Source organism: Sphingobium sp. DC-2 (assembly GCF_000722555.1).
Classification (GTDB): domain Bacteria; phylum Pseudomonadota; class Alphaproteobacteria; order Sphingomonadales; family Sphingomonadaceae; genus Sphingobium; species Sphingobium quisquiliarum.
This window is the reverse complement of the sequence record NZ_JNAC01000131.1, coordinates 44,209-71,202: the sequence shown is the minus strand read 5'-3', so window position 1 is coordinate 71,202 and position 26,994 is coordinate 44,209. Positions and strand designations below refer to the sequence as shown.

General features: G+C 65.1%; 26 protein-coding genes and 2 pseudogenes. 18 read left to right on the top strand and 10 right to left on the bottom strand.

The window, feature by feature from the left end; translation table 11 throughout:
* Positions 1–26 precede the first annotated feature (26 nt).
* The 8 genes and pseudogenes from ET21_RS0122760 to ET21_RS0122725 all read left to right on the top strand — a co-directional run bounded on the left by ET21_RS0122760 (position 27) and on the right by ET21_RS0122725 (position 8,891).
* Positions 27–578: a hypothetical protein gene (locus ET21_RS0122760; RefSeq protein ID WP_030541503.1), complete on the top strand. Its 552-nt coding sequence runs from the start codon at positions 27–29 to the stop codon at positions 576–578.
* Positions 575–2,902 (top strand): DUF2460 domain-containing protein, encoded by a 2,328-nt coding sequence (locus ET21_RS0122755; RefSeq protein ID WP_030541502.1) that lies wholly within the window; start codon positions 575–577, stop codon positions 2,900–2,902. Before ET21_RS0122760 ends, ET21_RS0122755 begins: the two co-directional genes overlap by 4 nt.
* A complete protein-coding gene (locus tag ET21_RS0122750; RefSeq protein WP_030541501.1) occupies positions 2,899–3,714 on the top strand; it encodes a DUF2163 domain-containing protein in 816 nt (271 codons plus the stop codon). Before ET21_RS0122755 ends, ET21_RS0122750 begins: the two co-directional genes overlap by 4 nt.
* The gene (locus tag ET21_RS0122745; RefSeq protein ID WP_030541500.1) at positions 3,711–4,142 is read left to right on the top strand and encodes a hypothetical protein; all 432 of its coding nucleotides are present in this window, start codon (positions 3,711–3,713) and stop codon (positions 4,140–4,142) included. Before ET21_RS0122750 ends, ET21_RS0122745 begins: the two co-directional genes overlap by 4 nt.
* Positions 4,124–6,319 carry a phage tail protein gene (locus ET21_RS0122740; protein ID WP_030541499.1) on the top strand — a complete coding sequence of 732 codons (2,196 nt, stop codon included), beginning with the start codon at positions 4,124–4,126 and terminating at the stop codon, positions 6,317–6,319. The genes ET21_RS0122745 and ET21_RS0122740 overlap by 19 nt, the downstream gene beginning before the upstream one ends.
* A gap of 24 nt (positions 6,320–6,343) precedes the next feature.
* Positions 6,344–6,847 (top strand): annotated as a pseudogene (locus ET21_RS26225) (DUF2793 domain-containing protein).
* 177 nt (positions 6,848–7,024) lie between these two features.
* The gene (locus ET21_RS0122730; RefSeq protein WP_030541498.1) at positions 7,025–8,110 is read left to right on the top strand and encodes an OmpA family protein; all 1,086 of its coding nucleotides are present in this window, start codon (positions 7,025–7,027) and stop codon (positions 8,108–8,110) included.
* Positions 8,111–8,342: 232 nt separating this feature from the next.
* Positions 8,343–8,891: a superoxide dismutase family protein gene (locus ET21_RS0122725; protein WP_030541497.1), complete on the top strand. Its 549-nt coding sequence runs from the start codon at positions 8,343–8,345 to the stop codon at positions 8,889–8,891.
* 217 nt (positions 8,892–9,108) lie between these two features.
* Here ET21_RS0122725 and thpR read toward each other — a convergent pair whose 3' ends face one another.
* Complete coding sequence (gene thpR, locus ET21_RS0122720; protein WP_030541496.1) at positions 9,109–9,654, bottom strand: RNA 2',3'-cyclic phosphodiesterase; 546 nt, start codon at positions 9,652–9,654, stop codon at positions 9,109–9,111.
* Positions 9,655–9,775: 121 nt separating this feature from the next.
* On the opposite strand from thpR, the gene ET21_RS0122715 reads away from it, so the two are divergent.
* Positions 9,776–10,519 carry a Bax inhibitor-1/YccA family protein gene (locus ET21_RS0122715; RefSeq protein ID WP_021238190.1) on the top strand — a complete coding sequence of 248 codons (744 nt, stop codon included), beginning with the start codon at positions 9,776–9,778 and terminating at the stop codon, positions 10,517–10,519.
* Between the two features lie 57 nt (positions 10,520–10,576).
* Here the strand turns inward: ET21_RS0122715 and ET21_RS0122710 are convergent, their stop codons facing one another.
* From ET21_RS0122710 to ET21_RS0122700, 3 genes are all read right to left on the bottom strand, one after another.
* Complete coding sequence (locus ET21_RS0122710; protein WP_030541495.1) at positions 10,577–11,206, bottom strand: glutathione S-transferase family protein; 630 nt, start codon at positions 11,204–11,206, stop codon at positions 10,577–10,579.
* Between the two features lie 214 nt (positions 11,207–11,420).
* Positions 11,421–13,739 (bottom strand): ATP-dependent Clp protease ATP-binding subunit ClpA, encoded by a 2,319-nt coding sequence (gene clpA, locus ET21_RS0122705; protein ID WP_021238192.1) that lies wholly within the window; start codon positions 13,737–13,739, stop codon positions 11,421–11,423.
* Positions 13,740–13,896: 157 nt separating this feature from the next.
* Positions 13,897–14,094, bottom strand: coding sequence for a DUF1192 domain-containing protein (locus tag ET21_RS0122700; protein ID WP_030541494.1), 198 nt, complete (start codon positions 14,092–14,094; stop codon positions 13,897–13,899).
* 95 nt (positions 14,095–14,189) lie between these two features.
* Between ET21_RS0122700 and ET21_RS0122695 the strand changes: the two genes are divergently transcribed.
* The 7 genes and pseudogenes from ET21_RS0122695 (at position 14,190) to ET21_RS0122665 (ending at position 20,657) form a co-directional block, all read left to right on the top strand.
* Positions 14,190–15,197 carry an NAD(P)H-quinone oxidoreductase gene (locus ET21_RS0122695; RefSeq protein WP_030541493.1) on the top strand — a complete coding sequence of 336 codons (1,008 nt, stop codon included), beginning with the start codon at positions 14,190–14,192 and terminating at the stop codon, positions 15,195–15,197.
* A gap of 95 nt (positions 15,198–15,292) precedes the next feature.
* Positions 15,293–16,153, top strand: coding sequence for a UDP-2,3-diacylglucosamine diphosphatase (locus tag ET21_RS0122690; RefSeq protein ID WP_030541492.1), 861 nt, complete (start codon positions 15,293–15,295; stop codon positions 16,151–16,153).
* Between the two features lie 11 nt (positions 16,154–16,164).
* Positions 16,165–17,193 (top strand): glycosyltransferase family 1 protein, encoded by a 1,029-nt coding sequence (locus tag ET21_RS0122685; protein ID WP_030541491.1) that lies wholly within the window; start codon positions 16,165–16,167, stop codon positions 17,191–17,193.
* A 115-nt stretch (positions 17,194–17,308) separates the two neighbouring features.
* A pseudogene (locus tag ET21_RS0122680) lies at positions 17,309–17,971 on the top strand (DUF1013 domain-containing protein); the annotation flags it as partial.
* 53 nt (positions 17,972–18,024) lie between these two features.
* Positions 18,025–19,734 (top strand): long-chain fatty acid--CoA ligase, encoded by a 1,710-nt coding sequence (locus tag ET21_RS0122675; protein ID WP_030541489.1) that lies wholly within the window; start codon positions 18,025–18,027, stop codon positions 19,732–19,734.
* Between the two features lie 40 nt (positions 19,735–19,774).
* On the top strand, positions 19,775–20,308 hold the full coding sequence (gene msrA / locus ET21_RS0122670; protein WP_030541488.1) for a peptide-methionine (S)-S-oxide reductase MsrA: 534 nt from the start codon (positions 19,775–19,777) through the stop codon (positions 20,306–20,308).
* Between the two features lie 85 nt (positions 20,309–20,393).
* The gene (locus tag ET21_RS0122665; RefSeq protein ID WP_021238200.1) at positions 20,394–20,657 is read left to right on the top strand and encodes a hypothetical protein; all 264 of its coding nucleotides are present in this window, start codon (positions 20,394–20,396) and stop codon (positions 20,655–20,657) included.
* A gap of 189 nt (positions 20,658–20,846) precedes the next feature.
* Here the strand turns inward: ET21_RS0122665 and ET21_RS0122660 are convergent, their stop codons facing one another.
* On the bottom strand, positions 20,847–21,800 hold the full coding sequence (locus tag ET21_RS0122660; RefSeq protein ID WP_030541487.1) for an L-threonylcarbamoyladenylate synthase: 954 nt from the start codon (positions 21,798–21,800) through the stop codon (positions 20,847–20,849).
* Positions 21,801–21,909: 109 nt separating this feature from the next.
* On the opposite strand from ET21_RS0122660, the gene ET21_RS0122655 reads away from it, so the two are divergent.
* Entirely contained in the window at positions 21,910–22,728 is an 819-nt protein-coding gene (locus tag ET21_RS0122655; protein ID WP_030541486.1) for an ATP-binding protein, read from the top strand.
* A gap of 36 nt (positions 22,729–22,764) precedes the next feature.
* Here ET21_RS0122655 and ET21_RS0122650 read toward each other — a convergent pair whose 3' ends face one another.
* Both ET21_RS0122650 and ET21_RS28240 read right to left on the bottom strand, forming a co-directional pair.
* Entirely contained in the window at positions 22,765–24,093 is a 1,329-nt protein-coding gene (locus ET21_RS0122650) for a sorbosone dehydrogenase family protein (protein ID WP_030541485.1), read from the bottom strand.
* Between the two features lie 58 nt (positions 24,094–24,151).
* A complete protein-coding gene (locus tag ET21_RS28240) occupies positions 24,152–24,325 on the bottom strand; it encodes a hypothetical protein (protein ID WP_021238204.1) in 174 nt (57 codons plus the stop codon).
* A gap of 217 nt (positions 24,326–24,542) precedes the next feature.
* On the opposite strand from ET21_RS28240, the gene ET21_RS0122640 reads away from it, so the two are divergent.
* Positions 24,543–24,752: a hypothetical protein gene (locus ET21_RS0122640; RefSeq protein WP_021238205.1), complete on the top strand. Its 210-nt coding sequence runs from the start codon at positions 24,543–24,545 to the stop codon at positions 24,750–24,752.
* Positions 24,753–24,764: 12 nt separating this feature from the next.
* On the opposite strand, the gene argC is transcribed toward ET21_RS0122640, so the two are convergent.
* From argC to ET21_RS0122625, 3 genes are read right to left on the bottom strand one after another with little or no spacing between them, the layout of a single operon-like run.
* On the bottom strand, positions 24,765–25,709 hold the full coding sequence (argC, locus tag ET21_RS0122635) for an N-acetyl-gamma-glutamyl-phosphate reductase (RefSeq protein WP_030541484.1): 945 nt from the start codon (positions 25,707–25,709) through the stop codon (positions 24,765–24,767).
* Positions 25,706–26,614, bottom strand: a complete 909-nt coding sequence (locus ET21_RS0122630) for a C40 family peptidase (RefSeq protein WP_030541483.1) — start codon at positions 26,612–26,614, stop codon at positions 25,706–25,708. The genes argC and ET21_RS0122630 overlap by 4 nt, the downstream gene beginning before the upstream one ends.
* Positions 26,586–26,981: a MarR family winged helix-turn-helix transcriptional regulator gene (locus tag ET21_RS0122625; RefSeq protein ID WP_030541482.1), complete on the bottom strand. Its 396-nt coding sequence runs from the start codon at positions 26,979–26,981 to the stop codon at positions 26,586–26,588. The genes ET21_RS0122630 and ET21_RS0122625 overlap by 29 nt, the downstream gene beginning before the upstream one ends.
* Between the last annotated feature and the right edge of the window lie 13 nt (positions 26,982–26,994).

Sequence of the window (26,994 nt, the reverse complement as noted above, 5' to 3'; positions counted from 1 at the left end):
GGGCTTTTTATGTGTGGAGGGGCGGGATGGACGAGGAAATAGAGACGCTGGTCGTGCGGGTGCGCGCGGATACGCAAGGATTGTCGCGCGACGTGGAGGCGATGCGCGGGGAGATGGAAGGGCCGCTGGCAAGCGGCGCGGAGCGGGCCGGGCGGCGGATCGAGCAGGGGCTGTTGCGGGCGGTGCGTTCGGGGCGGTTCGGCTTTGAGGAGTTGAAGCACGTCGCTTCGGCGGTGCTGGAGGACATTGCGTCGGCCGCGGTCAGATCGGCAGCAGGGAGCATCGGCGGGACGGGCGGCGCGCTGCTGAACCTGGCTTCGGCGGCGCTGGGGCTGCCTGGGCGGGCGACGGGCGGGCCAGTGGCGCCGGGGCGGGCCTATATGGTCGGCGAGCGCGGGCCCGAAATGTTCGTGCCGACCGCGAGCGGACAGGTGGTGCCGAACGGCGGCGGAGGCGCGCGCGAGGTGCGGGTCAGCATCGCGGTCGCTGGCCGGGGCGAGGGGCAGGAGGCGCACCGGCTGCTGGCGCGCAGCGCGCGGCAGGTGGCGCGGACGGTCAGGGGGGCGCTGAACGCATGAGCGGACTGGATTACTGGCTGGCGGACAAGAGGCGGGGGCAGGAGACGCGCTTCATGAAGCGTTTCGCCCCGGCCTGCTGGACCGTCAATTTCCCGCGCCCGATGATGGCGAGCGTCGTCACCACGGCCGCCGACGCGCTGCGGGTGGACGCCGTTTTCTATGGATCGGGCGATCTGGCGGGGCTGATCTGGGAAGCGGAGGACAAATGGAGCCATCCGCTGCTGGCCTATGAAACGGCGAGGGACTTCCGCCAGTGCGTGCTGCGGTTCCGCTGGCGCAGCGGGGGGCTGAGGCGGCTGGACGAGACGCACGGGCCCACGCTGACGATCGAGGGCAGGGACGAGGCGGGGCAAGCGCGATCCTGGTATGTGCGGCTGTGGAACTATGCCGATGGATCGCCGGAGGATGCGCGGGTCACGCTGGACTTTGCCGATCTGGACGGCGGATTCCTGCTGCCCGGCGAGGCTGATCCGGTGTGGGCCGGGGATGTCGACCGGATGTTCATTTCCATCGCTCCGCCCGGCTATGACGCGGGGTCGACGCCCTTCGGCGCGGCGGTGGAGGGATGGGCCGAGATCAGCGGCATGAGCTGCGACGGCGCGGGAAGCGTGCTGAAGGTTGGCGACGTCATGGTGCCCGAACATGGGCTGTCGATGGCGACGGGTTATGACGACTGTTTCAACCAGACGCCGGAGCGGATCGTCGCGTCCATCCATGCGCTGGGCTATCGCGGCGACATCAACCATTATGTCGGCATGAGCCATTATTTCCGGCTCGAACCGCTGGGCGACGGCCATTATGTGAGTCTGGCGGGCGGCGTGCTGAATGCGCCATGCACGGCCTGGCACGCCGATTTCGCGCGGCGGGCCAGGGCGATGGGGATGGGGATCATCTGGTCTCTGTCCTACGAGCTGTTCGACGCGCATTGCTGGAACGACTGGAAGCAGCGGGCGGAAAATGGCGCGCCCGCGCTGACCGGCTGGTCGCCGCCTTCGACATTGCTGTCGCCAGCGCATGACGGGGCGATGAGCTATTTGCGGCTGGTGGCGGGCGCCTTTGTTTCCATCGCGCTGGCGGCGGGCCTGACCGTCAAGTTCCAGGTCGGCGAGCCATGGTGGTGGGTGATGGGCGATGGCCGCATCTGCCTGTATGACGATGCGGCGCGGGCGGCGTTCGGGGGCAGCCCGGTGTCCATCCCCGATGTGCGAGGGACGCTGACCGCCGCGCAGAAAGCGCTGCTGGATCAGGCGGGCGCGGTGCTGGCGGCTTCGACGGCGGCGCTGTGCGCATGGGTCAAGGGGGTCGCGCCGGGCGCGGTGACGCATCTGCTGGCCTATCTGCCGACCGTGCTCGACCCGCTCGCGCCGGAGGCCAAGCGGGCGAACATGCCCGTGGGATGGGCATATCCTGCGTTCGATGTGCTGCAACTGGAAGATTATGACTGGGTGACCGAAGGGCGGCGGAGCCTGACGGACAAGGGCGTCGCGCTTGCGACAGCGCGGCTGGGCTATCCGGTCGCGGAGCAGCATTATTTTTCCGGCTTCGTGCTGTTGCCCAGTCAGGCGGTGCAGTGGCGCAGGATCGCCGATGCGGCGGAGGCGGCGGTGCGGCGCGGGACCGCCGCGACCTTTGTCTGGGCGCTGCCGCAGGTGGCGCGGGACGGCTTCACCTGCTTCAGACTTCAGGGGGACGAAGACATGCAAGCCTTTGACGATGTGGCTTTTCCTTTGAGCATTGGGCGCGAGGCCAGCCTGTCGCCCGCATTTTCGACGCAGATCGTCGAGAGCCCGTCAGGGCATGAGCGGCGCAGCAGCGACTGGGCCGATGCGCGGTTGTCGTTCGATGCCGGGCCGGGGGTACGGTCGGAGGCGGATATCGCCGCGCTGATCGCCTTTTTCCGTGCGCGGCGGGGTGCGGCACGGGGCTTTCGCCTGACCGATCCCTATGACGATCGCAGTTGCGCGATCGGGCAAGCGCCGAGCGCTATAGACCAGCGGCTGGGCATCGGCGATGGCGTGCGCGCCGAGTTCCCCTTGCAGCGCCATTATGGCGGCGGGGAGGACGCGCAGACGCGGCGGATCACGCGGCCGGTGCCGGGAAGCATCAGGGTTGCCGTGAATGGCGTGGAACTGTCGGGCGGGTGGAGCCATGCGGGGCTGGGCGTCATCGCTTTCGATGCCGCGCCAGCGCCCGGCGCGGTGGTGACGGCGGGGTTCCGTTTCGATGTGCCGGTGCGCTTTGCCGAGGACCGGCTGGACATCAACCGCGCGACCTTTGCCGCGGGCGAAGCGCCTTCGGTGCCGCTGGTGGAGATCAGGGAATGAGCGGGCTGGAGGGATTGGACAGGCCGCTCGCCACGCTGGCCTTTTGCTGGCGGCTGGAGCGGCGCGACGGCGTCACCATCGGGCTGACCAGCCATGACCGGGACCTGGAGATCGGCCATGTCCGCTATCGCGCCGCGCCGGGGATGATGCCGTCCGCGATCCACAGCCGGATCACGGCGGAGGGCAGCGATACCGATGTGGCGGGCGCGCTGGTGGCGGATGCGATCAGCGAGCGCGACCTGATGGCGGGCCGCTGGGACGGCGCGGCGCTGGAATTGCGGCTGACGGAATGGGAAGCGCCCGGCGAGATGTGGCTGTTGCTGGCGCGGGGCGAGATCGGCGGCGTGACCTGCCGGGGCGGCGCTTTCACGGCGGAACTGGTGGGGGCGATGGCTGCGCTGAAAGGGCCGGTCGCGCCGTCTACCTCGCCCGATTGCCGGGCGCATCTGGGCGACGGGCAGTGCCGCGTGGACCTGGCGGGGCGGCGGAAGCTGGTGACGGTGACTGGCGTGGATGATGCGGTGGTGAGCGCGACGGGCCTTGTAGCTGGCGTCTATGGCTATGGCAGCCTGCGCTGGCTGACGGGGCCCAATTGCGGGACGGTGCAGGCGGTCATCGACAATGATGCGGGCAGCGTGACGCTGGCCGACGCGCCGCACTTCGTGGTGGAGCCGGGAACGATCGCGCTGCTGACGGAAGGGTGCGACCGGCGGCTGGAAAGTTGCGCCACGCGCTTTGGCAATGCCGCCAATTTCCGGGGCGAACCCTATCTGCCGGGGACGGATCTGCTGACCCGCTATCCCGGCGCATGAGCGATGAAGAGAGGGCGGCGCGGATCGTCGCCGCCGCGCGCGATCTGGTAGGCGCGCCCTTCCGCCTGCACGGCCGCAGCGCGGAGCGGGGCGTGGATTGCGTGGGGCTGGCCGTGCTGGCGTTAGCGCGGGCGGGGCACAAGGGGATGCCGCCGCGCGGATATGGCCTGCGTTCAGGAAATGAAGCGGTGGCGCGCGGCTGGCTGGCCGGGGCGGGGCTGGTGGAAACGGATGGCGGCGGGCCCGGCAGTCTGGCGTTGGTGCGGCCGGGGCCGTTGCAACTGCATCTGATGGTGGTGGTGCCGGGCGGCCATGTGCACGCCCATGCGGGGCTGGGGCGCGTGGTCGAGATGCCGGGGCCGTCACCCTGGCCGGTGATCGGCCACTGGCGAATGGAACAGGAGGAGAGATGGCGACTATCGTTCTGACGGCGCTGGGCACCGCCATTGGCGGGCCGCTGGGCGCGGCGATCGGCGGGCTGATCGGCAACAGCCTGGACCAGGCGGTGCTGTTCAGGCCCAAGGGCGTGGAAGGGCGGCGGCTGGCGGACTTGCAGGTGCAGACGTCGACCTATGGCGCGCAGATACCGAAGATTTTCGGCACGATGCGCGTCGCTGGCACGGTGATCTGGGCGACGGACCTCAAGGAAAAGCGGAGCAGGAGCGGCGGGGGCAAGGGGCGGCCGAGCGTCACCAGCTACAGCTATTCATCGAGCTTTGCGGTTGCCCTGTCCGCGCGGAAGGTGAGGGCGGTGCGGCGTATCTGGGCCGATGGCAATCTGCTGCGCGGTGCGGCGGGAGACTTCAAGACGGAACTGGGCGCTTTCCGGCTGCATGACGGCGGGGAGGAGCAGGCGGCCGACCCGCTGATCGCGTCGGCGCAGGGGCTGGCGCGCGCGACCGCGCATCGCGGCATCGCCTATGCGGTGTTCGAGGATCTGCAACTGGCGGATTATGGCAATCGCATCCCGTCGCTGACGTTCGAGGTGGAGGCGGATGAGGGCGCTGTCGGCATCGGCGCGGTCGCGCGGGAGCTGTGCGGGGATGTGCTGGCCGGAGGGTTGCCGGGCGCGGTGGATGGCTATGCGGCGGGTGGACGCGACGTGGCGGACGCGCTGGCTCCCTTGATCGAGGCGCATGACCTTGCCTTTGTCGACAACGGCGGGGGGCTGGGGCTTGCCGGTTCCGTTGTCGAGGGGACTCCGGTCGAGATTGGGCGTGAAGGGCTGTGCCAGCGAGTGAACGGGCGCAGGCTGGAGCCATCCGAGCGGTCGGGCGCGGCGGCGGAAGGCGTTCCGGCCGCGCTATCGCTTCGTCACTATGATGCGGAGCGGGACTATCAGGCTGGCGTCCAGCGAGTGAGCCGTCCGGGGCCGGGGAGGACGGAGCAGGGCATCGACCTGCCCGCCGTGCTTTCAGGCGATGCGGCGCGGACGCTGGCGGCGCGGCGGCTGGCCCATGCCTGGGCAGGGCGATCGAGCATGTCCCTGCGTTGCGGCTGGGATGCCCTGCGCCATGAGGCTGGCGATGTGGTGCGCGTGGAAGGCGCGCCGGGCCGATGGCGGATCGAGGAACGGGAATGGGAGGGGATGGCGGTCCGCCTTACCCTGCGCCGCGTGCCGGGAGCGGAGGCGGTGCTGCCCGCCGGTGCATCTTCGGGAACGGTGGTGCGGCAGGAAGATGCGCCGCATGGACCGACGAAACTGATGCTCGTCGACCTGCCGCCAATCAGGGATGGTTCGGCCGTGGCTCCGGTAATCGTGGCCGCGGCAAGCGGCGGGGCGGGATGGCGGGGCGCGGCGCTGTTTTCCATGAGCGCGAGCGGCGAGGCGGCGCCCGTGGGACGAACCGCTCCGGCCGCGGTGATGGGCCGGGTGGACGGCGTGCTGCTGCCGGGCAGCGCGACGATGATCGATGAGCCCAACGCCTTGCATGTCACGCTGGGATCGGCGGACATGGAATTGGCGGATGCGGACGAGGCGGCCTTGTCCGCTGGGCGCAATCTTGCGCTGGCGGGGCGTGAACTGATCCAGTTTTCGCGCGTGGCGCAGACGGGGCCGGATAGCTTCCGGCTGGAAGGGCTGCGGCGGGGCCTGTGCGGGACGGAATGGGCGATGGGGGCGCATGAACCGGGCGAGGCGTTTCTGTTGCTGGAGGAGGAGCGGCTGGCCGAACCCTTCGTGGCGCAGAGCGGTGTCGAGCCGGGGGCGCTTCTCCGTCTGGCGGCGATCGGGGCCGGTGATGCGGAACCGGCGGAAGCGGCGCTGGTGGTGAGCGGCGAGGCGCTGATCCCGCCGTCTCCGGTGCATGTGCGCGCCGTTGCGGACGGATCGGGCGGATGGACGATTGGCTGGACACGGCGGAGCAGGGGTGGGTGGCGCTGGCTCAGCGGGTCGGATGCGCCGCTGACCGAGCAGAGCGAACGCTATGAGGTGAGGGTGCTGCGTGGCGGCGCTCTCCTCCGCAGGGTGGAAATCGTTGAGGCCGCCTGGTCCTACGATGCGGCCATGATCGCTGCCGATGGCGGCGGAGCAGTGGCGATCGAGATCCGGCAGATCGGGTCCTTTGCGGCGGGCCGTCCGGCCGTGCTGCCGCTTTTCCTCTGACAGCTTTCCTGGAAGGATATGATGATGACGACCGATGTGACGCCCCGCTGGGCGCTGCCGCAGCTTTTTTCAGGGCAGGCGCAAAAGGAGCTTTTCCACAATGAGGCGCTGGCGCGGATCGACATGCTGCTGCATGGCGAGGTGGAAAGCGCCGATCAGAATGAGCCTCCCGCAGATCCGGCACCCGGCAAATGCTGGATCGTCGCGGCGGGCGCCATGGGGGCATGGGCGGGGCAGGAGGATGCCGTCGCCTGCTGGACTGACGGCGGTTGGCGGTTCGTCACGCCGCGCACTGGCCTTTCCTTATGGGTGACCGACCGCGCCAATAACATGCATTATACCGGCGGAAGCTGGCAGGATGCGGGACTTGGCGAGGACGGATTGTATTTTGGCGGCCTTCGGATCGTCGGCAGCTAGGGCGCGCCGATTACTGCGCCCGCCGGGGGCGCGACTGTCGATGGTGAGGCGCGAAGCTCCATCGCTGCTATCCTTGCTGTTCTGCGCCACCACGGGCTCATCGCGTCATGACTTTGTCATAGGAAACTTTTACATGAAAGGTCTTTGCCTTTACCTTGTTTCCTGCCTCAATCGGCCGCTATGATGTAAAAGTGCAACAGTTTCGCCAAATGTGGACTTGCCATGAAACTTTCTTGCCGATACAGGGTTTCAGCAGTCCTTCGTGACACTTTTGAAAGGGGAATCCAAATGCGGAAGCTTGCCCTCGCGGCTGCGCTTGCGACCAGCGCCCTGGCCACCCCGGCCTTGGCGCGTGATGACAGCTGGTACATCGGTATCGACTCCGGCGTCGTGCTTGTCGAAGATCAGGACATCACCTTCACCCCCGGTTTCGACGACACGGGCGCACTGGTTCCCGGTGGCGTGACCGGCACTGCCGACTACCACAAGGGTTGGGACGGCGACGCGGTGATCGGCTATGACTTCGGTGGTTTCCGTCTGGAAGCCGAAGCTGCCTACAAGCGCGCCAAGGTTGACCTCGACAAGACCGGCATCGGCGGTTCGGCCTCGGCCCTGTCGTTCATGCTGAACGGCCTTCTGGATTTCGGTGCTGATGATGGCCTTCAGGGCTTTGTCGGTGGTGGTGTCGGCGTTTCGCGCGCCAAGCTGGCCAACGATGTGGTCAACGATTCCGACACCGGCTTCGCCTGGCAGGCGATCGCTGGCGTTCGTTACCCGCTGACCAACAACCTCGACGTCTCGCTGAAGTATCGCTTCTTCAACCAGGACGACATCAACCTGATCCCTGCCTACACGACCTTCGCTGGTCCGGCTGGCGCGGATGTGGAAACCAAGCTGCGTACGCACAGCTTGCTGCTGGGTCTGGCGTATAACTTCGGTGAGCCGGCTGCTCCGCCGCCGCCTCCCCCGCCGCCGCCCCCGCCGCCTCCGCCGCCTCCGCCGCCGCCCCCGCCGGTCGCTGAGTGCAGCCCTGGGCCGTACATCGTCTTCTTCGAATGGGACAAGTCGGACATCACGCCTGACGCCGCCACCATTCTGGACAACGCGGTTTCGGCCTACAGCAACTGCGGCAGCGCCCAGGTCATGCTGGCGGGCTATGCGGACCGTTCGGGTTCGGCCTCGTACAACGTCGGCCTGTCGCAGCGCCGTGCTGACGCGGTCAAGGCCTACATGGCTTCGAAGGGCATCCCCGATGGCGTGATGACGACCCAGGCGTTCGGTGAATCGAACCCCCGCGTCGAAACCGCCGACGGTGTGCGCGAACTTCAGAACCGTCGCGTGGAAATCACCTACGGTCCGGGTTCGGGTCAGTAAGGATTTTCCATCTTTCGAGATGGAAAGAGAAATGGGGGCCGGTCGAAAGACTGGCCCCTTTTTTCTTCATGGCGCGGCAGGTGCTGAACCGATGCCAGGGTTCCGTTCTCGCATTGCATGCATGCCAGCGCCGAGGCGGTGGTGACGCGGAAGCCCGGCCACGGCCGCCTGCGCAACAAAAGCGGATCTGGCCGCTTTAGCCTGAGAAGATCAATTTGGAGTGCAATCCCTCATGCAAAAATCCCTCCTAGCCTTAGTCTTGTCCTCAGCTTGCGCCTTGAACGCCTGTGCGACGCCGCAGAGCGAGAGTGCGCAAGGGGCCGCGCCCGCCGCATCTGCCACGGCTGTTCTGCTGGCGGGTGACGGATCGCCGCGCGGTGAGGCGAGAGTGACGGAGGCCGCTGACGGCCTGCATGTGACGATCAATGCCACGGGCCTGACACCGGGCATACATGCAGTCCATGTCCATGGAACCGGCGTTTGCACGCCGCCCGACTTCACCAGTGCAGGCGGGCATTGGAACCCGACGGGCCGCCAGCATGGCAAGGACAATCCGGCAGGCATGCATATGGGAGACATGCCAAACATGCTCGCGGGCGCTGACGGTTCCGGGCAGATGGAATATGTCATTCCTGGCGCAATGCTTCGCAGCGGTTCGACGCCATTGCTGGACGCGGACGGCGCGGCGATCGTGATCCACGCTCAGGCCGATGATAATAAGAGCGATCCTGCGGGCAATGCTGGCGGCCGGGTGGCGTGCGGCGTCGTTTCCGCGGGCTGAGCTGGCCTGATCTCTTTTCGCCGGGATGGCCGGGCGCTGCTTTCCGGCAGAGCAGCCCGGCCCATTCGTGCGGGGAGGGTGCTACCTAGAAATGTATCTGATCCAGATCCCGCACGAGTGTTTTCGCGCACGAGACAAGGGGTCCGTGAGAGAGATGGGAACTGGGTTTCTGCCTGCGCAGGAACATGGCATCGATCAACGCGCGGCTGGACTTGCGCTATATCTCCGCCGGTGTGGCGCGGTAGATGGCCGCCTGATGATAGATCGCGCCCGATTGGCCCAGGTGGCTTTCGAACAGTGCGAAACTGTCGACCGAAAAAGGCGGGCTGGTAAGTCCGGCGTTCAGTTCCATGAAGGATTGGGTGGAACCCGCGTCCCGGCCCAGACGCGCGAGCGTGATGTGCGGCAGAAAGGCGCGCTCCTCCGGAGGAAGACCCGCGCGAACGCATGCCCGGTCGACCTTGCGCTGCAACTGAGCGAGCGGTTCTCGTGGCTGCACCGCCGCCCAGATCGTGTTCACCCTGCCTTTTCGTTCAAATTGGCCCAGACCGGCAAGGGCAATGGAAAAGGAACCAAAGCGCACTGAATCAAGCGCATCGGCCAGGTCCTGAGCCTGATGCGGGCCAACTTCTCCGGCAAATCGCAGCGTCAGATGGAGCTGATCGTCATCCTGCCAGCGCGCGCCGGGCACATTGCCGGGAAGGGACAGCAGCCGCGCCCGAATTTCGGCGGGCGGGCGGATGGCAATGAACAGCCGGTGCATGCCGATCATATAGGATGGGTGCGGCGCTACGCCAGAACTTCGCTCCATGCTTGAACTGCGAGCCATATGCGCCGATAATGGAATGACCGGCGGAAGATCGCCCGGCAAAGGAGATTAACCCATGGCCAATTGGTCTGATCCCCGCTCGAACATTGCGGGCCTTGGCGGCACGACGGTTGCGCGAGGGGAGGCGTTCGACGCTGGCCTGCGCAGCTACATGCTGTCCGTCTATAATTATATGGCGAGCGGCGTGCTGCTGACCGGCATCGTCGCGCTGCTGTTTTCCTGGGGCGGGATGAGCTCGCCCGCGGCGCAGATCCTGTTGCAGCCGGGCATCCTGAAATATGTCATCATGTTTTCGCCCCTGCTGTTCGTGATGGTGTTGAGCTTTGGCATCAACAAGCTGTCGACGCCTGCGGCCCAGGCCATTTACTGGGCCTATGCGGGGGTAATGGGGCTTTCGCTGTCGTCCATCTTCCTGATGTATACGCAGACGTCGATCGCACAGACCTTCTTCGCGACCGCCGCGGCGTTCGCGGGTCTCAGCCTGTGGGGCTATACGACGAAGAAAGACCTTTCGGGGTTTGGCACTTTCCTGATCATGGGTGTCGTCGGCCTGCTGGTCGCTTCGCTCATCAACCTGTTCATGCGGTCCAGCGCGATGGACATGGTGATCAGCTTTATCGGCGTGCTGCTGTTTGCCGGGCTGACCGCTTATGACACGCAGAAGATCAAGAGCATCTACGCGCATGTCGCGGGCACGGACATGATGGGCAAGTCGGTGGTGATGGGGGCGCTCAGCCTCTATCTCGACTTTATCAACATGTTCCTGTTCCTGCTGCGCTTCATGGGCAATCGCGAATGATCGCCTGACAGCGGAACCATATGGTGAGGCCCGGCAGGTGTTCCGCCGGGCCTTTTCTTATGCGGGCCGTTGCATCTGGGCGATTAGGGCGTTGTCGAGTTCCTTTTGCCGCTTGTAGGCCGGGCGCTCCCGCAGCCGCGCTGCATAGGCCTCGAAGGCTGGCCGCGAAGGCATGGTGCCGAAGGTCAGGCCCCAATCCACCTGTGAACCGGCATAGACGTCAGCGGCGGTGAACTGATCGCCGCAAATCCATTGCTCGCCCGAAACCGCCTGCTCCAGCGCATCGATCATGTGATCGAAGCTGCCATAGCCGATGGTGCGTTCGCGCCCTTCGGGTACGGACAGGCCCAACGCCTTGTTGGACACGGCGGCCTCCACCGGGCCAGCGGCGAAGAACATCCAGCGATAATAGTCAGCACGTTCGGCGAGAGGCGGAGCCAGTCCCGCGTCCGGGAAGGCATCGGCCAGATAGGCGCAGATGGCGGCGGCCTCGGTCACTACTTTGCCTTTATGCACGATGGCGGGGACCTTGCCCATCGGGTTGATGGCGAGATAATCCGCCGCCTTCATCGCGGGACCATAGTCCAGGATGATCATTTCATAGGGCTGGCCAACCTCTTCCAGCATCCAGCGGGCAATCTGTCCGCGCGACATGGGGTTGGTGTAGAAGGTGATGTCGGCCGCCATCGGGGTACTCCCTGTTGTGGTGTGGGATCGGGCCGTCATCCTATCAGCAGGGCGCGGGCAATCCAATGTGGTCGAGACTTGCTCCAGCCATCGCAGGAGCACGGCTTTGGTCTGGGACGGCTTGTGACCTTCGCATGGGTTGCGACGATGATCGCGCTCATGAAAAAGGGCGGCCCAAGCAGGCCGCCCTCAATCTTTCACATGGCGGAAGGACTTACTTCGCCGGTTCGGCAGGCTTGGCCCGGCCACCCTTTTTGCCCTTTTTGGGGGCGGCGGGGGTGATCTCGAAGGCGAGGGCGTCGTCCTTGAAGCGGACATGGACCTCGCCGCCGTGGACGAGCTTGCCGAACAGCAGTTCCTCGGCCAGCGGCTGCTTGATCTTCTCCTGCATCAGACGGCCCATCGGGCGGGCGCCATAGAGCTTGTCATAGCCCTTCTTGGTCAGCCATGCCTTGGCCTCGTCATCCAGCGTGATGTGGACGTCGCGATCGGCGAGCTGAAGTTCAAGCTGAAGCACGAACTTGTCGATGACCCGCGCCACGATTTCCGGCGGCAGATAGCCGAAGGGCACGATCGCATCGAGACGGTTGCGGAATTCCGGGGTGAAGAGTTTCTTCACCGCATCCTCCTGCACATCGTCGCGCGTCAGTTCGCCAAAGCCGATGCTTTCCTTCGCCATGTCCGACGCACCGGCATTGGTGGTCATGATGAGGATGGTGTTGCGGAAATCCACTGTCTTGCCGTGGTGATCGGTCAGGCGGCCATTGTCCATGACCTGGAGCAGGATGTTGAACAGGTCCGGATGCGCCTTTTCGATTTCGTCGAGCAGCAGGACGCTGTGCGGATTCTGGTCGACCGCGTCGGTCAGCAGCCCGCCCTGATCATAGCCGACATAGCCCGGAGGCGCGCCGATCAGGCGGCTGACCGAATGGCGTTCCATATATTCCGACATGTCGAAACGCTGGAGCGGAATCCCGAGCAGGTTCGCCAGTTGCCGAGCAACCTCCGTCTTGCCGACGCCGGTGGGGCCGGAGAAGAGATAGTTGCCGATCGGCTTGTCCGGGTCGCGCAGCCCCGCCCGCGACAGCTTGATCGCGGAGGACAGCACCTCGATCGCCCGGTTCTGGCCGAAGACGACGCGCTTCAAATCGGTGTCGAGCGTTTCCAGCACTGACTTGTCGTCGGCCGAGACGGTCTTGGGAGGGATGCGCGCCATGGTGGCGATGACCGCTTCGATCTCCCTGGGCGTGATCGTCTTCTTGCGCTTCGAAGGCACCACCAGCATCTGCATCGCGCCGACCTCGTCGATCACATCGATCGCCTTGTCCGGCAGCTTGCGGTCGTTGATGTAGCGCGCCGAAAGCTCCACCGCCGCCTTGATCGCGTCGGGGGTGTATTTGACGTTGTGATGCTCCTCAAAGGCGCTGCGTAGCCCGGCGAGAATCTTGATCGTGTCCTCGACCGTGGGTTCGTTCACGTCGATCTTCTGGAACCGGCGCAGCAGGGCACGGTCCTTTTCGAAATGGTTGCGGAACTCCTTGTAGGTGGTCGAACCGATGCAACGGATCGTGCCGCCCGACAGGGCGGGTTTCAGGAGGTTCGACGCATCCATTGCGCCACCTGAGGTCGCGCCCGCGCCAATGACGGTGTGGATCTCGTCGATGAAGAGAACCGCATGCGGCATCTTTTCAAGCTCGGTGACGACCGCCTTCAGGCGCTCCTCGAAGTCGCCGCGATAGCGGGTGCCCGCCAGCAGCGCGCCCATGTCGAGCGAGTAGATCACCGCTTCCTTGAGCACGTCAGGGACTTCGCCCTCGACGATCTTGCGCGCCAGGCCTTCGGCGATGGCGGTCTTGCCCACGCCCGGATCGCCCACATAGAGCGGGTTGTTCTTGGACCTGCGGCACAGGATCTGGATCGTCCGGTCGACTTCGGCCGCGCGGCCGATCAGCGGGTCAACCTTGCCCCGCATCGCCTTCTCATTGAGGTTGACCGTGAACTGCTCCAAGGCACTGTCCTTTTTGCCCTTGCTGTCCTGCGCCTTCTTTTCCTCTTCCTGAGCGCCCTTGGTCTCGCGGGTTTCGGGCGCGGAGGTGCCCTTGCCCACGCCGTGGCTGATGTAGCTCACGGCATCCAGGCGGCTCATGTCCTGTTGCTGGAGGAAGTAGACGGCGTAGCTTTCCCTCTCGGAGAAAAGCGCGACGAGCACATTGGCTCCCGTCACTTCATCCTTTCCAGAGGATTGAACGTGCAGGATCGCGCGCTGGACGACGCGCTGGAAGCCGCTGGTGGGCGAAGGGTCGCTCGCGCCCTCAACTTTCAGGCTGTCCAGTTCGCTGTCGAGATATTGGGTGACGGCGTCGCCCAGTTCGCCAAGCTCCACGCCGCATGCCTGCATCACCTTCGACGCATGCTCGTCGTCGATCAAGGCGAGCAGCAGATGTTCGAGCGTCGCATATTCATGGCGGCGCTCCGACGCATGCGTCAGCGCATTGTGCAGGGTGGTTTCAAGGGCGGGTGCGAAAGATGGCATTTCTATTCTACTCCTGAGCCCGCAAGAGGGGCTGTCTTGAACCATATGTCGGCATTGCTCGACGGTGGATCAAGGAGGGGTCCCTGATCGCCGGAATTGCCAGACTGCCCGTGCCCGGTGAAACCCTTGTCAGGGCCGCAGGGGGCGGGGCGCGGGGTCATCGCTTGAATAACGCCTCGGCACTTGCCTTATGGTTAACGGCGCTTTCAATCTTTGATCGGGTTCGAACTATCTCACCCTCAAGCGCCTTTATGCGCGCTTCCAGATCGGCAACGGACATCGGGCCCAGATCCTGTCGGAGCAGTTGGGCCAGCGGATCATCAGCCCGGCGGGCAAGATCGTCATCCACGTCCATGACACCAATGTTGACCGCCCAATCCAGTCTGTCAATAAGGCGCTGACGCCGTTTATCGAAAGCGGCAGCGCAATAATGCTTGGGGGCGGGCCAGGATGGCGGTTGAAGACGGACTTCCCGGAGAGATGAACGCCATTGCGGTGCCCAAGCCCGGCGGCCCCGAAGCGCTGGTGATGGAGCGGCGGCCTGTTCCGCGCCCTGGCCCCGGCGAAGTGCTGATCCGGGTCGCAGCGGCGGGCGTCAACCGGCCGGACGTGTTACAGCGGCTGGGCAAATATCCGCCGCCGCCCGGCGTGACCGACATCCCCGGGCTGGAGGTCGCTGGCATCATCGCCGCCGCCGGAGATGATACCGGCCTTGCGCTTGGCCAGCGGGTCTGCGCCCTCCTCCCGGGCGGCGGCTATGCGGAATATGCCGTCGCGCCAGCCGGGCAGTGCCTGCCGGTGCCGGAAGGATACGACATCGCGGAGGCTGCCGCCCTCCCCGAAACCCTCTTTACCGTGTGGACCAACCTGTTCGAGCGGGCCTATGTGGTGAACGGCGACACCGTGCTGGTCCATGGCGGCACGAGCGGCATCGGCACCATGGCCATTTCGCTCTGCCGCCTGTTCGACATCAGCATCATCGTGACCTGCGGCAGCGATGCCAAGTGCGAACAGGCTTTGAGCTGGGGCGCGCATCATGCCGTCAATTACCGGACGCAGGATTTCGTGGCGGAGGTCAGCCGCATCACTGGTGGTCAGGGCGTTCAGGCCGTGCTGGACATAGTCGGCGGCGACTATGTGCCGCGCAACCTGCAATGCCTGGCCGAAGATGGGCGGCATGTGTCCATTGCCGTGCTGGGCGGCGCGAAGGCCAGCATCTTCATCCCCGAAGTCATGACGAAACGCCTGACGCTGACCGGATCGACCCTGCGGCCCCGATCGGCTGCGTTCAAGAGCCTGGTCGCGGATGAGTTGAGGCAGGTCGTCTGGCATTTCGTGGAAGAGGGCAAGCTGCGCCCGGCGATGGACATGCGCTTTCCTTTGGCGGATGCCGCCAAGGCGCATGCGCGCATGGATGCGGGCGAGCATTTCGGCAAGATCGTGCTGACGGTCTCCTGATCCGGACTGTAGTCATAGCGTCATAATCAGTGCGAGATTGTAACATTGGCTAGCTAGAAATCCGTCCTGAGGACAACAGCTCCGAAGGCCGCATCATGAATGCCATCACGCGCTTGCCCTTCCTGGCCGATCTGGAGGACGGGGATGGCCGTCCGGTCATCCCTGAGCGGGAGGGGCAGCGGCGGCGCTACCGCACCATCTGGATTTCCGACATCCATCTTGGCACCCGCGGGTGCAATGCGAAGATGCTGATCGACTTCCTCGACAGCGTGGATAGCGATATCATGTATCTGGTCGGCGACATCATAGATGGCTGGCGGCTGAAGCGGCGCTTCTACTGGCCTGCCGCCCATAATGATGTCGTCTGGCGCGTGATGAAGCGCGCCAAGCGGGGCACGCGGGTCGTCTATATCCCCGGCAATCATGACGAGATGTTCCGGCAGTTCACCGGCCTCAGCTTCGGCGGGGTGGAAATCCGGCGCAAGGCGATCCATGAGACCGCTGACGGCCGCAAGCTGCTGGTGCTGCATGGCGACGAGTTCGACACGATCATGCTCGCCCATCGCTGGCTCGCCTTTGTGGGGGACGCCGCCTATTCGATGCTGATGCGTCTCAATGTGGTGGTCAATGCCGTGCGCCAGTGCATGGGGCTGCCCTATTGGTCGCTGTCCAAGATCGCCAAGCACAAGGTCAAGAATGCGGTCGAGTTCATCTCCCGCTTCGAGGAAGTGGTGGCGCATGAGGCCGGAACGCGCGGGGTCGATGGGGTCGTGTGCGGGCATATCCACAATGCCGAGATGCGCGAGATTGCCGGCGTCCAATATTATAATGACGGTGATTGGGTGGAAGGATGCACCGCGCTGGTAGAGCATTTCGACGGGCGGATGGAGATATTGCACTGGGCCGATGAAATAGCTGCGCGCGACACGGGCCAGCCCGCCCGCATCGCCGCGTGACGGACCGGCCGATGCGCATTGTCATCGTGACCGACGCATGGTCCCCGCAGGTCAATGGCGTCGTGCGAACCTTGTTGACGATCAGGGGCGTGCTGGAAAGCATGGGGCATGTTGTCGAGGTGGTCTCACCCGACCTCTATGCCTCCTTTCCCTGTCCCACATACCCGGAAATCCGGCTGGCGTTCGTCCGCTCAAGCGTGATCGGCAAGGCGATAGCGCAGTTCCGGCCCGACGCGGTGCATCTGGCGACGGAAGGGCCGTTATGCCTTGCCGCGCGGCGCTGGTGCCTGCGGTCGGGCGTGCCGTTCACCACGGCCTATCACACGCATTTTCCCGACTATGTGTCGCGCCGCACCGGCCTGCCTGCCGCATGGTTCTGGCGCTATATCCGATGGTTCCACGGGCCCGCGCGCGCGGTGCTCGTATCCACCCGGTCGGTGCGGCAGCAGTTGCGGGCGCACGGCATTGCCCAGGTCCGCAGATGGGGGCGGGGCGTGGACCTGAACGCCTTTTCGCCCGATGCCGCGCCGCCGCCTTTGTTCGCCGATCTGCCCCGGCCGATCATGCTGTCCGTCGGCCGCGTCGCGATCGAGAAGAATCTGGAAGCCTTCCTTGCCTGCGATCATCCGGGCAGCAAGGTCGTGGTGGGCGACGGCCCCGCGCGCGCGGCGCTGGAGCGGGCCTATCCCGATGCGCATTTCCTTGGTCCCCTGTTCGGCGCTGAACTGGCGGGGGCCTATGCGGGCGCGGACCTGTTCGTCTTTCCCAGCCGGACCGACACGTTCGGGCTGGTGATGATCGAGGCGCTGGCCTGCGGCACTCCGGTGGCCGCCTACCCAGTGCCGGGCCCTCTGGACATAGTGACCCCTGAAAGCGGCGCCCTGTCCAAAACGCTGGAACAGGCGATCGCGGCCGCCTTGCAGTGCGACAGGGACGCCTGCGCCGCCTATGGGCAAAGTTTCAGTTGGGAGCGCAGCGCGCGGGAGTTTCTGACCGGCCTTCATTGCATCAGCTCCACCATGGCGGGGAAGGCGGCCTGACGCTTTTCCTTGCCCGCCGCCGCGTCATGCATTATCTCTGCACGGGCGTGGCCGCCCTGCTTGGGCGGCCCTTGTCATTTTTAGTGCCGGAGAAGTCCCCGTGTCCCAGCCTCTCATGCCCCATGCGACAGCCAGCTGGCTGGTCGACAACACCGCGCTGAGCTTCGATCAGATCGCGGAATTTTGCGGGCTTCACATCCTGGAAGTGCAGGCGATCGCCGACGATACCGCCGGTACGAAATATACCGGCCGCGATCCGGTGCGCGCCCATGAAATCACCATGGAGGAAATCCACAAGGGCGAAGCGAACCCGGACTACCGGCTCAAGATGCTGAAAGGCCCGGAACCCGCTCGCCGTACCAAGGGGCCGCGCTACACGCCGGTGTCGAAGCGGCAGGACAAGCCCGATGGCATCGCCTGGATCCTGCGCAACCACCCGGAGATTTCGGACGGCGCGATCGGCAAGCTGATCGGCACCACCCGCACGACGATCGCGGCGATCCGCGACCGGACGCACTGGAACATCGCCAACATCGTGCCGAAGGACCCTGTGACGCTGGGCCTCTGTTCGCAGCGTGAGCTTGACGCCCTGGTGTCGAAGGCGGCGAAGAAGGCGGGCATCGAAGCACCGGCGGACTCCCGTCTGGACGGCGATCGCGAGGCGCTGATCGCCGAATTGCGCCGCGAGCGTGAAGATGCCGCCCAGCGCGCCGAAGAGGCGTTGAAAAGCGAGTCCGAACTGATTTCCGGCGCCGCCAAGATCCTGGACCCGTTCAGCGACACCCTGCTTTACGCTTGCGTAAAGCAGGGAGGTGACTTACTCCTGTTTTCATGGAGAGCAGCGAAGAGGTCTGGCGAGACCATTATAATCATCCTGCGCCGTGGGATCAGTCGTTTCCGCCGATGTCGATGGTGGACATGGTCGTCAACAGCGCCGCGGCCAACCCCGATGGGGTGATGATCGATTTCCTGGGCCGCAGGACAAGCTATGGCGAAATGCTGGACGTCATCCGGCGCGTGGCCAAGGGCTTGCAGCATCTGGGCGTGGGGAAGGGCGATCGCGTAGGCCTGTTCCTGCCCAACGTCCCGCATTATGTCGCTGCCTATTACGGCGCGATGATGGCCGGTGCCACGGTCGTCAATTTCTCCCCACTCTATACCGCTGCCGAGCTTGAGCATCAGGTCGAGGATAGCGGCACCAAAATACTCTTCACCCTGTCGGCCAAGGCGCTGCTGCCCACCGCGCAGGAGGTGCTGGACAATAGCAGCCTTGAACGCCTGGTCGTCGGCTGCGTGGCGGAAGCGCTGCCGCCTGCCAAGTCGGTGCTGTTCCGCATCTTCAAGCGGTCCGAGACGGCGGCGGTCCCTCATGATCCGCGCATCACCAGCTATGCGAACCTGCTGCGTCATGGCGATGATCCAGCGGCGGTGACGATCGATCCGATGGAGGATGTCGCCCTTCTCCAATATACCGGCGGCACCACCGGGCGGCCCAAGGGGGCGATGCTGACCCATCAGAATCTGACCGCCAACGCGCGGCAGGTCCGGCTGATCGATCCGCACCCGGAAGCGCCCGACCGGATATTGGCCGTGCTGCCCTTCTTCCATGTCTTCGCCAACACATGCGTGCTTAACCGCACGGTGCTGAATGGCGGCGAGATGGTGATGCTGCCCCGGTTCGAGGCGGTGCAGGTGCTGGCGGCGCTGCAACGGACGAAGGCGGCATCGCTGCCCGGCGTGCCTACCATGTATCAGGCGCTGCTCGACCATCCCGCCACGCCGAACATAGACTTTTCCTCGCTCCGCCTGTGCATCTCCGGTGGCGCGCCCCTGCCGTTGGAACTGAAGCAGCGGTTCGAGGCCGTGACTGGCGCGAAGCTGTGCGAAGGCTATGGCCTGACGGAAAGCAGCCCGGTGGTCTGCTCCAATCCCTATGAAGGGTTGAACAAGCCGGGCACCGTTGGCCAGCCCGTTCCGGGCACGCGCGTGAAGCTGGTGGATCGGGAAGACCCCGCCAAGCCGCCGCCGCCGGGCGAGCCGGGGGAACTGGTCTTTGCCGGACCGCAGATCATGAAGGGCTATTGGCGGCGGCCCGATGCCGACAAGGAAGTGTTTCTGGACGGCGGCTGGCTGCGCACGGGCGACGTCGGGATCATCGATGACGAAGGCTATGTGAAGATCGTCGATCGCCTAAAGGACATGATCTCCGTCGGCGGGTTCAAGGTGTTTCCGAGCGAGGTCGAAGCGATCCTCTATCATCACCCCGCCGTGAAGGAGGCGCTGGTGATCGGCATTCCCGATGCCTATCGCGGCGAATGTCCCAAGGCTTTCGTCACCTTGCAGGACGGCGCGCAGATCGACGGCGAAGCGCTCAAGCAATGGCTTAACCCGCAGCTTGGCAAGCATGAAAAGGTGAGCGAGGTCGAAGTGCGGCTGACCCTGCCGAAGACGCTTGTCGGCAAATTGTCGCGCAAGGAACTCGTCGCGGAGGAACGGGCCAAGGCAGACGCGCTGCTCAGCCGGTCTGGAAGCGTGGCCTGACCCTTCCTATCTTGGCTGCCGATCAGGAAAAGGAATGGTGATGGCGACGGAAATCGCGACCCTGGCGGGCGGCTGCTTCTGGTGCACGGAAGCCGTGTATCAGAACCTCAAGGGCGTTCAGTCGGTCGAAAGCGGCTATATCGGCGGGGCGAAGCCCAATCCGACCTATGAACAGGTCTGTTCAGGCACGACCGGCCATGCCGAAGCGATCCGCATAACCTATGATCCTGCGGTTATAAGCTATGCCGATCTGCTCGACATCTTCTTCGCCACGCATGATCCGACGACGTTGAACCGGCAAGGGAATGATGTGGGAACGCAATATCGATCCGCCATCTTCCCGCATTCCGCCGCGCAGGAGGCTGAGGCACGGGCGGCGATCGGCCGGGCGCAGGCCGGTCATGCCCAGCCCATCGTCACGGCCATAGAGCCGGACGCGCCCTGGTATCCGGCCGAAGATTATCATCAGAAATATTGGGAGCGGGTGGGCGACCGCAATCCCTATTGCGTGGCCACCATTCCCCCCAAGCTCGCCAAATTGCGCAAGGGATTTGCCGATCGGGTGGAAAGCTGATCATGTGCCGATCGGCGCCAGCGGCTTAGGCTGCGGTTCATCTCGCCCATGCTATGGGCCGGTGCCTGAAACGGGGGAATGAGCGATGCGGAACATCTGCCTTATAAGCGCGCCGGTGGCGATGCTGCTGTTGCCGGGATGCATCGCCAAGACTGCTCTGGATGTCGCCACCCTGCCGGTCCGGGCTGGCGCGCAGGCGGCGGACTGGGCGACCACCAGCCAGGAAGAGTCGGACCGCAACTATGGCCGCCGCATGCGCAAGCAGGAAGCGCAGGAAGCGCGCGAACGCAAGAAGGCGGAAGAACAACGCCGCCGCGAATGCCGCCGCGCTGGTTATGACAATTGCTGAATGGATCGAGAGTGATGGCGAGCCTTGGTTCAATCGCCTGCCACAGGCTCAATCGTGGTCCCGTGCAGGAACGCCTTGCCGCTTTCACGTTAATCAGAGCTGGTTTCCAGCTCGCATCTTCTTACATCGAAACTCCCGCCGTTCGGGCTCAGGATGAGCGTATATCTCAGCCACCGCCCAAAAAAAACGTCAGGCAGCCGCCCTGCGCAGCCTGTCATTGATCGCCGCCCCAATGCCTTCATCAGGAATAGGCGCAACCGCGATCCTCTTCGCCGCGCTTGCATCGGCCAGATGCAGCATCGCGAAAAGGTTCGCCGCCGCTTCCTGAATGTCCGCGTCCACGCTGAGGTTCATGTGGCAGGGCATCAGGCCGAAGCCGATCAGATATTCGTCCTTTTCGGCATTCAAGGCGTTGAGCCGTACCGGCTTGGACGGCGCATAATGGCTTTCCAGCTGGCCCGGCGCTTCGATCTTCGCGCCGGTCCCGATGATCACCGGCAGTCCCGCTGCCTCCTCCAGCATGGCGGCGGTGACCGGACCGGGACGCAGGAGGCGGACGCAGTCCTGTTCGGGCGCGGCGATGGTCGATTCCAGTCCCTCGCTCGTCGGGCCTTCATCCAGGATCAGGCGGATCTTGCCATTCAGGCTGGCGAGCACATGCTCGGCGCGCGTGGGACTGATCGACCCGCTGCGATTGGCTGACGGCGCGGCCAGCGGACGCCCGCTCTCCCGGATCAGCGCCCGCATCGCGGGGTGGGCAGGCAAGCGCAGCGCCACAGTCGGAAGTCCGGCCATGACCAGAGGGGACAGCCTGCTATCTTCACGAACTGGCAGGACCAGAGTGAGCGCTCCGGGCCAGAAGCGGCTGGCGAGTTTTTCAGCCGCCGGGGAAAATATGGCCAGGCTTTGCGCCATGTCCTTGTCAGCGACATGGACGATCAGCGGGTTGAAGCTGGGCCGTCCCTTGGCCCCATAAATGGCGGCGACAGCATTGGAGTCCGTCGCATCGGCCGCCAGTCCGTAAACCGTTTCCGTGGGGACCGCGACGGGCTCACCGGCACGGATCAGTAATGCCGCCTCGCGCAGCGCTTCCGCGCCATAGCGGCAGATCCTGGTGGAAAAGACTGGATTTGGGATGGTCACGACCCCCGCGATATAAGCCCCCCTTTCATCGAGTAAAAGTCCATTACTACAGAAGAATGACAGCGCGGCCGCGCTTGCCCGGTCCTTGCGCCGCCGCTAAGCCGACGCCATGAATGACGCCCTTCTGACCCGCATTGCCGAGGCGCTGGAGCGGATCGCTCCGCCGCCATCGTCCAGCGCCGATCTCGCCGCAGCCCCCGCCTATGTCTGGAACGGCGCAGTGATCAGCGCCGTGGAAGGGTTCAGTCCGGTCGATTACGCGCTGCTGACCGGCATCGACGCGCAAAAGCAGACGCTGCTGGAAAATACGCGCCGTCATGCCGCTGGCCATGCCGCGCATGACGTGCTGCTGTGGGGGGCGAGGGGGACCGGCAAGTCGGCCGTGGTCGCGGCGGTGATCCGCAAGCTCCAGCAGGAAGGGCAGGATATCGCGCTGCTGCAATGCGCGATTGACGAGCTGGCGAGCCTGCCGCGCCTCTTTTCCATCCTCAGGGATACGGCGAGGCCCTTCATCCTCTTCCTTGACGATCTGGGCTTTGATGAAAATGGCGTGGGCGACGCGCGATCCCTGCGATCGCTGCTACAGGGCGGCACGGCGGCGCGGCCCGCCAATGTGCGGCTCTACGTGACGTCGAACCGCCGCCATATCGTGCCCCGGCATCTTTCGGAGCAGGACGATCCCGTCAATCCGCGCGACGTTGTGGATGACAAGATGGCGCTTTCGGACCGCTTCGGCCTCAGCCTTGGCTTTCATGCGATCGATCAGCAGGCTTATGTCGATATCGTTTCCGGCTATGCCCAAAGCCTTGGCTTGAGCTTCGATCCGCTGGAAGCGATCCAGTGGGCGACGCAGCGGGGCAGCCGGTCCGGGCGCGTCGCCTGGCAATATGTGGTCGAACTGGCTGGCCGGAGCGGCGTGGCCATCTGACGGGCATTCTCCGGCAAACGGGAAGGCGGGCGCGCCTTATCTGGCGCTCGCCACCCGCCACACGATTCCCCCCACGTCATCGGTCACCAGCAGCGCGCCCTTGGCGTCGGCCGTGACGTCCACGGGGCGTCCGCGCGCATTTCCGTCCGCATCAAGGAAGCCGGTCAGCACATCGACCGGCTTGGCGCGACTGGCCTCGCCATTGCTGGCGAAGGGGACGAAGACGACCTTGTACCCGGCGGCGGGCTTGCGGTTCCAGCTGCCGTGCAGGCCCACGAACGCGCCATTCTGGAAGGGCGCGCCCAGCTTCACCTTGGCGGCGAATGTGAGGCCCAGGGGCGCGACATGGTTGCCCAGCGCATAATCCGGGCGCTTGGTATATTCGCGCACTTCCGGCCGCTGCGGCTGCACCCGGCGATCCTCATAGCCGCCCCAATAATTCCACGGCCAGCCATAGAAGCCGCCAAATTCGATGCGGGTGAGATAATCCGGCACCAAGTCGCTGCCCAGCATGTCGCGCTCATTCACCACGCCCCAGAGCGCGCCGCTATTGGGCTCGAACGCCAATCCGACCGGATTGCGCAGGCCCGACGCGAAGATGCGATAGTCGCCGGTCTTCGGATTGACCTCCAGCACTGCGGCGCGGTTCGCTTCCTTATCCATCCCGTTTTCGGCGATATTGCTGTTGGATCCCACGCCGACATAGAGAAGGCCGGACGGCCCGGCGGCCAGGCTCTTGGTCCAATGCTGATTGGGCGCCTGCGCGGGCAGGTTCAATATCTTGCGCCCCTTCGCGGTGATGCGCGTCTCTCCCGCCTTGTAAGGGAAAGCCAGCAGGGCATCGGTATTGGCGACATACAGAGTCTCGCCCACCAGCGCCATGCCATAGGGGGAATTCAGGCCCGTCAGAAAGGCCGTCCTCATTTCCGCCCGCCCGTCACCATCAGCATCCCGCAGCAGCGTAATGCGGTTGGCCGACGGGACGCCAGCGCCCGCCTTGTCCATCAGGTAGGTCATGATGCGATCGACAATGCCCTCGGCCGGGCGGGGCGGGCTGTTCGTCTCGGCCACCAATATGTCGCCATTGGGAAGCGCCAGCATCGATCGCGGATGCGCCAGCCCCTCGGCAAAGCGGGCCACCGTCAGGCCCTTGGCGGGGACTGGCTTTTCATTGGCCTGCCAGCGAACGACCTTCGCCACGTTGATCGTCGGGAAGATCTCGCTGCGGGGCGAAGTGAAGACCGGCTCCCGCCCCGTGTCCGCTCCCGCCGCCAGCTTCGCCGTGTCTCCTCGTGCGAAGTAGAAGATGGCGCCCGCGATGATGAGCAGCACGATCAGGGTGATGGCGATCAGATGTTTTTTCATGCCATCCTGTTTAGGATGCGATCCATCGGCCCGCAAGGATCGGAGCGGCGCCCCTAAGCTATTGGCGGCGCTCCCGCAGCCACAGCAGCAATGCGATCAGGGCGCCAAGCGCTGCCCCGGCAAGCAGCCCGGCGCTCGGCTGTCCCATCAGGCCGCCCGCGATCGTGCCGCCCAGGATCAGGAACGCGATGATCGCGCCCGCGCCGGTGGGATTCTTCCTGTCTTTCCTCATCGTGCGCCTGCATTGCCATGGGGAGGGCGCGTGCGCCAGCGGCTTTCTTGCGCGTCATTTCGAAACAGGCGGCCGTCCCTCTGCGGGATGGATGTGCCAGAGAGGGACGGGGATAACGGCGCGTTCACCCTTCAATCCCGCAGCGAACGGGCGTGGCGGCGAAATGGCACGCCGATTGAATGGCTTATGCGGCAAGCGGGACGGAATGCGGGGTCACATGCAACTGCCATATCTTTCGGATCGAAAGAGCTTTGAGGATGCGGCGGAACTCATCGCGGCCTTTGGCGACAATGCCGGCTATGAGGCGTCGGCGCGTGCGGACAAAAGCCGCGACCTTGGCAACCACATTCATTTCTGCCGCTGGCGTCAGATCGAACGTCTGATCGTGCTGTTGAGGCAGGCCAAGCCGGTCGGCACGGTCCACTGACGGGCCGCGGCGTTAGAGCCGCAGGCCCGCAGTTTCCGGCAGCCCAGCCAGGATGTTGAGATTCTGGACAGCCGCGCCAGCCGCGCCCTTGCCCAGATTGTCCAGCGCCGCGACCAGCCGGGCCTGCCCTGCTCCCTCATTGCCGAAGACGAACAGCGCCAGCCTGTCGGTCGCGCCGACATGCTCCAGCCGCAACTGGGTCATCGCGTCGCTTTCCTCCAGCGGAGCGACCTGAACGATCGCCGACCCCGCATAGGCATCGGCGAGCGCCGCATGAATATCCGCGATCCTGGGCGCGCCCGGCATCGCGCAAAGTTGCAGCGGCACTTCCACGATCATCCCGCGATAGGCGTTCGCCACCGCGGGCGCGAACAGGGGCGGGTGCTGGAGGCCCGAATAGCGCAGCATTTCCGGGCCATGCTTGTGCGACAGGCCAAGGCCATAGGGACGAAAGGCGCTGGGCGCGCCGTCCGGTCCTTCGAACTCCGCGATCATCGACTTGCCGCCGCCTGAGTAGCCGGACGCGCCCGAAACCGTGACGGGCCAGTCCACAGGCAGCAGCCCCGCCAGCACCAGCGGCCGCACCAGCGCCAGAAAGCCGGTCGGCCAGCAGCCGGGATTGGCGACGAACCGCGCCTGCGCCAGCTTCTGGCGATGGCCCGGCTCCAGTTCGGGAAAGCCATAGGTCCAGCCGTCCGCGACACGATGGGCGGTCGACGCATCGATGACCCGCGTGCTCTCGTTCCCGATCAGCGCGACAGCTTCCCGCGCCGCATCGTCCGGCAGGCAGAGGATCACGATGTCGGCGGCGTTCAGCGCATCCCTGCGCGCATCCGCATCCTTGCGCCGGTCCTTGTCAAGCGTGACGACGGACAGTTCGGGGCGGCCCGCCAGCCGCTCCACGATTTCCAGCCCCGTGGTGCCGACGCCGCCGTCGATGAATATCTTGTGAGTCATGCGCTGATCCTCCGCCGCGCGATGATGGGGTGCGCATGGTCGTCCGCCAGCCGCGCCACCACATCGGCCAGCGGCTCGATCACCACCGCCATCCAATATGCGTTGGCATGCAACAGATTTTGCTCATCGGCCATGATGCCGACATGGCCTGGGAAGAAGACCAGGTCGCCGCGCTGCGACGGAGCATCTTCGGGGAGGGGCGAACCGATCCCTTCCCGCTGCAAATCCGTATCGCGCGGTGCGTTGACGCCGCATTGTCCCAGCGCGACCTGCACCAGTCCCGAACAGTCCACGCCGCGATGGCCGCGCCCGCCCCAGACATAGGGCTGGCCCAGATAGCGCGTCGCCACCGCAACCCAGTCGCTTTCCAGCGCATCGGAGGCGACGGCGTGCCTGCGGTGGATATAGCCGTCGCTGCACATCAGGAAATCGCCCTGCGCCTCTCCCTTGAACAATGCGCCGCCGGGCCAATAGTCGGCAATCGGCGCCTTTATGTCGGGCGCGCTGAACAGCGGTGCGGTGCCAGCGAAGATGCGGTGGTTCGTTTCCTCGTGCGTGTCCAGGGCCTCGCGGCGGACATAGCCGACATAGCCATCATGGCCGCAAAAGCCCCATGTCCAATCGGTCGTCACGTCCAGCGCATGGAAGCTTTCGCCCCGCAGAAGTTCGCTGACCGCCGTTGCCGTCGCCGAAGGGGCCGACAGGATCGCTGCGCCCGCCGCGACGCAGGTCAGCTCGACCGCGCGCGCATAATGGGCGGAAAACAGCACCCCCGCCAGCGACACATCGGCAAGGTCCCCGCGCGCGGCATGGATGCGGCTGTCCAGGGTGACGGAGCGGCCATCCAGTTTGAAACGGGTACGTTCAGGCGGTGTCTTACGCTGAGGAGAAATCGTGGCTTTCATCGCGGCCGGTTCCTGCGATGAAATGGTGAAAGGCGTCAAGAAATTCCGCCCCCTTCGGGGTGCGGGTGATGAAAATATTGCGCCGGTCCGCCGCATCGCGCTCGCGGCGAAGGTAACCCAGCGCCGACAGCTTGTTGAGCGCGCGGGTGATCACCGGCTTGGAAACGTTCAGCGCCTCGGCCAAACCGCGCACGGTGTGCGGGCCGGCACTGATATAAACCGTCATCATCAGCGCCATCTGACGGTTGGTCAGGTCGGGCTTGCCCGATCGGACATAATCGACCAGCGTTCGCATCCATTGCCCAAGCTGTTTCAGGCCGGGGCGGTTCAGCTCAGTGGCCATGTCTGGGGAAGATGCGGCGTCCATGCCCCCCCTAACG